Source organism: Lentzea sp. (assembly GCF_036380075.1).
Taxonomy (GTDB): domain Bacteria; phylum Actinomycetota; class Actinomycetes; order Mycobacteriales; family Pseudonocardiaceae; genus Lentzea.
Window position 1 is genome coordinate 1 of sequence record NZ_DASVFL010000348.1, and the last position, 5,637, is coordinate 5,637.

Sequence of the window (5,637 nt, forward strand, 5' to 3'; positions counted from 1 at the left end):
GCTGCTGATCATCACGCACCAGAAGCCGACCATGGAGATCGCGGACGCGCTCTACGGCGTCTCGATGCGCGGTGACGGCATCTCGCAGGTGATCTCGCAGCGGCTGCGCACGTCCGCCGACGCACCGGCGCAGCAGCCCGCCGAGCCCGCCGCGGAGGCGACACCGGAACCGGCCGGAGCAGAGGCCTAGGGCCTGTCCCGTGAGTCCGTTCGATGAGAGTCACGGTCGAGAGACCCGCAGGCGGTGCCGCCGCGGCGCCCTCATACCGGGCGTATTCGGGTGCTGCGGCGGTGCCGCCTGCGGGGCCCTCGGCCGCGACTGTCGCGGACGAGACTCACGAGACAGGCCCTAACGCCCGTAGCGCTCCGCTGACCGGGCCTTGGCCTTCGCCGCCTCGACCTCGCGGTCCTTGGGCGGCGCCGCGGTGACCAGCGCGTCGAGCAGCTCCCGCGTCGCCGCCGCCACGGCCGCGACCGCCTGGTCGAACGCGGCCTGGTTCGCCGCCGACGGCTTGGCCGCCCCGCTCACCTTCCGCACGTACTGCAGTGCCGCGGCCTGCACCTCGTCGGAGGTGGCCGGCGGTTCGAAGTTGTGGAGCACCCGGATGTTTCGGCACATGCCCCCACTATGACCTGTCCGGCGGCGCCGCGCGGGTGTGGATGCGCTCTCCCTGTCTGCCGAACAGGCTGATGATCTCCGCAGGGCGGCCGTCCGCGCTGCTGAAGCTGTGCGGCTGGCGGCAGTCGAACTCGGCCACCTCGCCGGCGCGCAGCACGATCTCCCTGTCGCCGAGCCGCATCCTGATCCGCCCGCTCAGCACGTAGAACCACTCGTAGCCCTCGTGCACGCGCGACTCGTGCAGCTCGGGGTCGGTGATGATCATCTTCCAGGCCTGCAGCGGCCCGAGCGAGCGGGTCAGCGGGATGCCGACGCGTCCGTGGGCGAGCCGGCGCGGCTTCATCGTGACGCGCGGGTCGCCCACCTCGGGAGCGCCGACCAGGTCGTCGAGCGACACCTGGTAGGTCCTCGACAACGGCAGCAGCAGCTCCAGCGTCGGTTTGCGCTGGTCGGACTCCAGCCGCGACAGCGTCGACTTCGAGATGCCGGTCATCTCGGACAACGCCGCCAGCGTCAGGTCGTGCTCCGCCCGCAGCGCCGCGAGCCGTTGTCCCACGGTCGTTGTTGCCATAACAGCAACTTACTTTGCCAAAACTGGACTGTCGACCGCACTGTGGAGCCATGAGCTACGAAGTGGTGATCATCGGTGGGGGAGCGGCCGGGCTGAGCGCCGCCCTGATGCTGACCAGGGCGCGCCGCAGCGTGCTCGTGGTCGACGGCGGCGAGCCGCGCAACAAGCCGGCCGGGCACATGCACAACTACCTCTCCCGCGACGGCCTCTCGCCGTTGGAGCTCCTCAAGCACGGCCGTGCCGAGGTGGAGGGGTACGGCGGCGAGATCGTGAACGACGACGTGCGCGGCGTGACCAGGACCGCCGACGGGTTCGAGGTCGAGCTGTCCGGGCGGACCGTGGAGGCCAAGCGCTTGCTCTTCGCGACGGGCCTGGTCGACGAGGTGCCGGACCACCTGCGCGAACGCTGGGGCCGCGACGTCTTCGGCTGCCCGTACTGCCACGGCTACGAGGTCCGCGACCAGAAGCTCGTCGTGTTCGGCGAGGAGATGAAGGTCGCGCTGGTGCGCCAGTGGTCGGCCGACGTCACGCACGTCCCGTCCGTCGACGGGATCGAGGTCGAGGACGACAAGCTGGTCGCGGTGATCTCCGGAACGGACCGCGTCCCGGCCGACGCGCTCGTCTACTCGGCGCCGATGAAGCCGCGCGACGAGTTCCTGCTCGCGTTGGGCGCCGAAACCGCGGAGACGCCGGTCGGTCCGTTCGTGCGCACGGACGACAAGGGACGCACGAGCGTTCCGGGCGTCTACGCGGCGGGCAACGTCACGGACCCGGCGGCCATCGTGGTCGTGGCCGCCGCGCAGGGCGCCCAGGCGGCCGGGATGATCAACGTGGACCTGCTGGGACTCATGCCAGCAGGCTGATCCGGAACGTAGAGCCCTCGCCGGGCGTGCTGGTCACCGACACCGCGCCGCCGTGCGCCTCCACGAGGTGGCGCGTGATGGCGAGCCCGAGCCCGCTGCCCCCGGTGGTCCGGCTGCGGGACTTGTCCGCGCGCCAGAACCGGTCGAACACGTGCGGCAGGTCGCCGGGCGCGATGCCGGTGCCGGTGTCGCGCACCTCCAGGACGGCGGTCTCGTGCTCCTGGAACAGCTTCACGACGACCTCGCCGCCGGCCGGCGTGTAGCGCACGGCGTTCGCGACGAGGTTGCCGAGGGCCTGGCGCAGCCGCACCGGGTCCGCGGTGAGGTGGACGGGCGTGGTCTCCGCGCGCAGCAGGATCTCGCGGTTCTGCTGCGCGTTGACGACCTGGTCCACCACGTCGTCGAGCGCGATCGGCTCGCGGTGCAGCCGCAGCGTTCCCGCGTCGGCCTGCGCCAGGTCGTGCAGGTCGTCCACGAGCCGTTGCAGGAGCAGGGACTCCTCCAGCAGCATGCCGACCAGGTGCGGGTCCGGTTCCGCGAGCCCGTCCTGCGTGGCCTCCAGCCAGCCCGTGATGTTGCCCAGCGGCGTGCGCAGCTCGTGCGCGACGTCGCTGACCATGGCCTGGCGCTGCCGTTCGGTCTCGGCGAGCTTCGCCGACATCGCGTTGAACGACTGCGCGAGCTCACCGATCTCGCCCGCGCCGCCGTCCACCCGTGCCGTGCGGTCGCCCTCCGCGGTCCGCTTCGTGGCGGCGGTCAGCGCCCGGATCGGCCGCACCAGCTGGGTCGCGGTGATCCAGGAGGCGAACCCGGCGAGCGAGAGGATTCCCAGTGCCACCCACGCGATCCGGGTCGTGCCGGTGGTCGACAGGTCGATCGGGATCGGCTCGCCGCCCGTCGGCGAGGTCAGGAAGAGCTGCACCGGTTCGGCGACGTACGGCCGCAGCTGGTCGCGGCGGGCACTGGCCATGCACTCCGTCGCCTCGGGCGTCGAGTCGAGGACCGCCGTGATCTCCCAGTCGAGCCTCGGTGGCTGCGACTTGGCCGTGATCCGTGAACCGGGGTCGAGCCGTGCGACGCAGTCGCCGAACAGCTGCTGCAACTGCGTGTACGCGGTCGTCTCCGTCGGGGTGAGGGTGTAGAGCTGGTCGCCGGCCGTGCAGTCGTCCCACACCGAGAACCGGCCCGGCTCGTCGTTCCACAGCCTCGGCCTGCCGTTGGGCGCGTCCACGATCCTGATGTAGCGGTTGCAGTTCAGCAGCTCGGACGCGTAGAAGTGCAGCTTGTCGAACTCGGCGTCGGTGAGCTTGAACGGCCCGACCGCCCTCGGGTCGATCTTGCCGTTGACGTTCAGCGGGTCGACCAGCGCCTTGGGGATGATCGGCAACGGCGGCGCGCTCTCGCTGCCCGTGTCCACGAGCTTCTTGCCGTTGTGGTCGGTCAGCGCGATGCGGCGGCCGAACCTCTGCGCGATGCCGTCCACTTCGGACTGGGCCGCGGCCCAGCTCTGGTGCGTGGCCGCGTACTTGACCAGCTCGTCGACGATCGCCGCGTCCGTCGCCAGTGCCTCGCCCTGCTCCTGCCGGATCGCGCCGGTCGTCGCCTGGCTCGCCAGCCACGCCGTGACCGCGATCGAGCAGGCCGCGATCACCACGGAGAACAGGAAGAACCGGACCAGCAGGCTCTTCATGCGAGCTTGTACCCGATGCCGTAAACCGTCAGCAGCCGCTGCGGCCGCCGCGGGTCCTGCTCGATCTTGCGGCGCAGCTTCATCATGTGCACGTCCACCGTGCGCGCCGTGATGAACCCGTCCTCCAGCAGCTGTTCGCGGGTGAACACCCGGTGCGGCTGCGCGGCCATCTTGGCGAGCAACCGGAACTCCGCCGGCGTGAGGTTCACCAGCTCGTCCTCGATGCGCACCTCGTGCCGGATCGGGTCCACGGTCAGGTCGCCGACCTTGAGCACCGTGGCGTTCGTCTCGCGCGCACGCCCGCTGCGCCGCAGGATCGTGCGCACCCGCGCGACCATCTGCCGGGGCCGGAACGGCTTGGTGATGTAATCGTCCGCGCCGAGGTCGAACCCGAGCAGCACGTCGTCCTCGGTGGACCGAGCCGTGAGCAGCACGATCGGCACGTCCGACCCGGCCCGCACCGCCCGCATCACGTCGATGCCGTCCACCAACGGCATCATCACGTCCAACACCAGCAAGTCGGGGTTGCGGCGCCGCGTCTCGTCGATGGCGGCCCGTCCGTCGTGGACGACCACCACGGAATGCCCGTCGTGCTCGAGGTACCGGCGGACGAGCTCGGCCTGGTGGACGTTGTCCTCCGCGACGAGGATGTGGGCACACACAGTCCGCAGTATGCAGGCCTTCACGACAGTCAAGCGGAACGCAAACAGGTTCTTCATCAGTTCCCGCGAGCGTGGCCGTCATGAAGGTGCACCTGGTTCTGGCCGCCGTGGCCCTGACCGCACTCCTGCTCACGGCAACCGAGCTGGCAGGCGAAACGTCCCCCGCGGCCGCCCCGGCGTCCGCCACTGTTCCGTCTTCCACGCCTGTTCCTGTGTTGCCGTCCTCGCCGCCTCCGCGCGTCTACGCCTCCAGCTCCGACCTGCCGGACGGCCCCGACTTCCCGGCGGCGGGCACGGGCACGTTCCACGTCGTCCCGGGCGAAGGCCCCGCCACGGGCACCGGCCCGTTGCGCACCTACGCCGTCGAGGTGGAGGACGGCATCACCGTCGACGAACAGGCCTTCGCGTCGTTCGTGGACGCCACCCTCACCGACCCGCGAGGCTGGACCGCCCACGGCGCCCGCTCGGTGAAACGCGTCTCCGGCCCGGCCTCGGTCCGCGTCAGACTCGCGTCGCAGCAGACCGCCAGAGCCGTGTGCGGCTTCGAGATCCCGGTCGACGTCTCCTGCAACAACGGCGGCTTCGTAACCCTGAACGGCGCCCGCTGGTTCCGCGGCGCCATTGCCTTCCTGCCCGACCTCACCTCGTACCGCCGGTACATGGTCAACCACGAGGTGGGCCACGCGTTCGGCCAGGGCCACCAGCCGTGCGGCGTGGCGGGCGGGCCGGCGCCGGTGATGATGCAGCAGACGTTCAGCGTGTCGAACGACGAGGTCGTGCGGATCACCGGCGGGGTGCCGCAGGGCGCTTTCATCCCGCAGGACGGCAAGGTGTGCACGCCGAATGGATGGCCGTATCCATAACCTATGGATCACTAAGTGCTTCTCCACTGATTCCGGGCTCACCCGTGGTTGATGTCGATCTCCATAACCTGACCGCATGGACGTCGACACAAGGCTGCTGCGGTACTTCGCCGCCATCGCCGAGGAGGGCAACCTCACACGCGCCGCGCACCGGCTGTTCGTGTCGCAACCATCGCTGACCAAGCAGCTCAAGCACCTCGAATCACAGCTGGGCGTGCGGCTGTTCACCCGCTCCAGCACCGGAATGAGGCTGACCGAGGCCGGCCGCGCCCTGGCCACGCGGGTACCGCCGGTGCTCGCCGGCTGGGACGCCGCCGTGAGCGAAACCCGCAGCGCGGCCAGGGTGCTCAGGGTCGGGTTCCTGGCCAG

General features: G+C 70.4%; 8 protein-coding genes. 4 read left to right on the forward strand and 4 right to left on the reverse strand.

The window, feature by feature from the left end; genetic code table 11:
• On the forward strand, positions 1-190 hold a 190-nt coding region (locus VF330_RS36790), incomplete at its 5' end, for a hypothetical protein (RefSeq protein WP_330849795.1).
• A gap of 159 nt (positions 191-349) precedes the next feature.
• On the opposite strand, the gene VF330_RS36795 is transcribed toward VF330_RS36790, so the two are convergent.
• Positions 350-619 (reverse strand): DUF2277 domain-containing protein, encoded by a 270-nt coding sequence (locus tag VF330_RS36795; protein WP_330856358.1) that lies wholly within the window; start codon positions 617-619, stop codon positions 350-352.
• 7 nt (positions 620-626) lie between these two features.
• Positions 627-1,190, reverse strand: a complete 564-nt coding sequence (locus VF330_RS36800; protein ID WP_330856359.1) for a helix-turn-helix domain-containing protein — start codon at positions 1,188-1,190, stop codon at positions 627-629.
• 50 nt (positions 1,191-1,240) lie between these two features.
• On the opposite strand from VF330_RS36800, the gene VF330_RS36805 reads away from it, so the two are divergent.
• The gene (locus VF330_RS36805) at positions 1,241-2,053 is read left to right on the forward strand and encodes an NAD(P)/FAD-dependent oxidoreductase (protein WP_330856360.1); all 813 of its coding nucleotides are present in this window, start codon (positions 1,241-1,243) and stop codon (positions 2,051-2,053) included.
• Here VF330_RS36805 and VF330_RS36810 read toward each other — a convergent pair.
• Together VF330_RS36810 and VF330_RS36815 are read right to left on the reverse strand one after the other, a co-directional pair.
• On the reverse strand, positions 2,037-3,743 hold the full coding sequence (locus VF330_RS36810) for a sensor histidine kinase (RefSeq protein WP_330856361.1): 1,707 nt from the start codon (positions 3,741-3,743) through the stop codon (positions 2,037-2,039). The two genes, VF330_RS36805 and VF330_RS36810, sit on opposite strands and share 17 nt — an antisense overlap.
• On the reverse strand, positions 3,740-4,405 hold the full coding sequence (locus tag VF330_RS36815; protein WP_330856362.1) for a response regulator transcription factor: 666 nt from the start codon (positions 4,403-4,405) through the stop codon (positions 3,740-3,742). Before VF330_RS36815 ends, VF330_RS36810 begins: the two co-directional genes overlap by 4 nt.
• A gap of 80 nt (positions 4,406-4,485) precedes the next feature.
• On the opposite strand from VF330_RS36815, the gene VF330_RS36820 reads away from it, so the two are divergent.
• Both VF330_RS36820 and VF330_RS36825 read left to right on the forward strand, forming a co-directional pair.
• Positions 4,486-5,268 carry a DUF3152 domain-containing protein gene (locus VF330_RS36820; protein ID WP_330856363.1) on the forward strand — a complete coding sequence of 261 codons (783 nt, stop codon included), beginning with the start codon at positions 4,486-4,488 and terminating at the stop codon, positions 5,266-5,268.
• Positions 5,269-5,344: 76 nt separating this feature from the next.
• Positions 5,345-5,637, forward strand: a 293-nt coding sequence (locus VF330_RS36825) for a LysR family transcriptional regulator (protein WP_330856364.1), incomplete at its 3' end; no start/stop codon positions are given.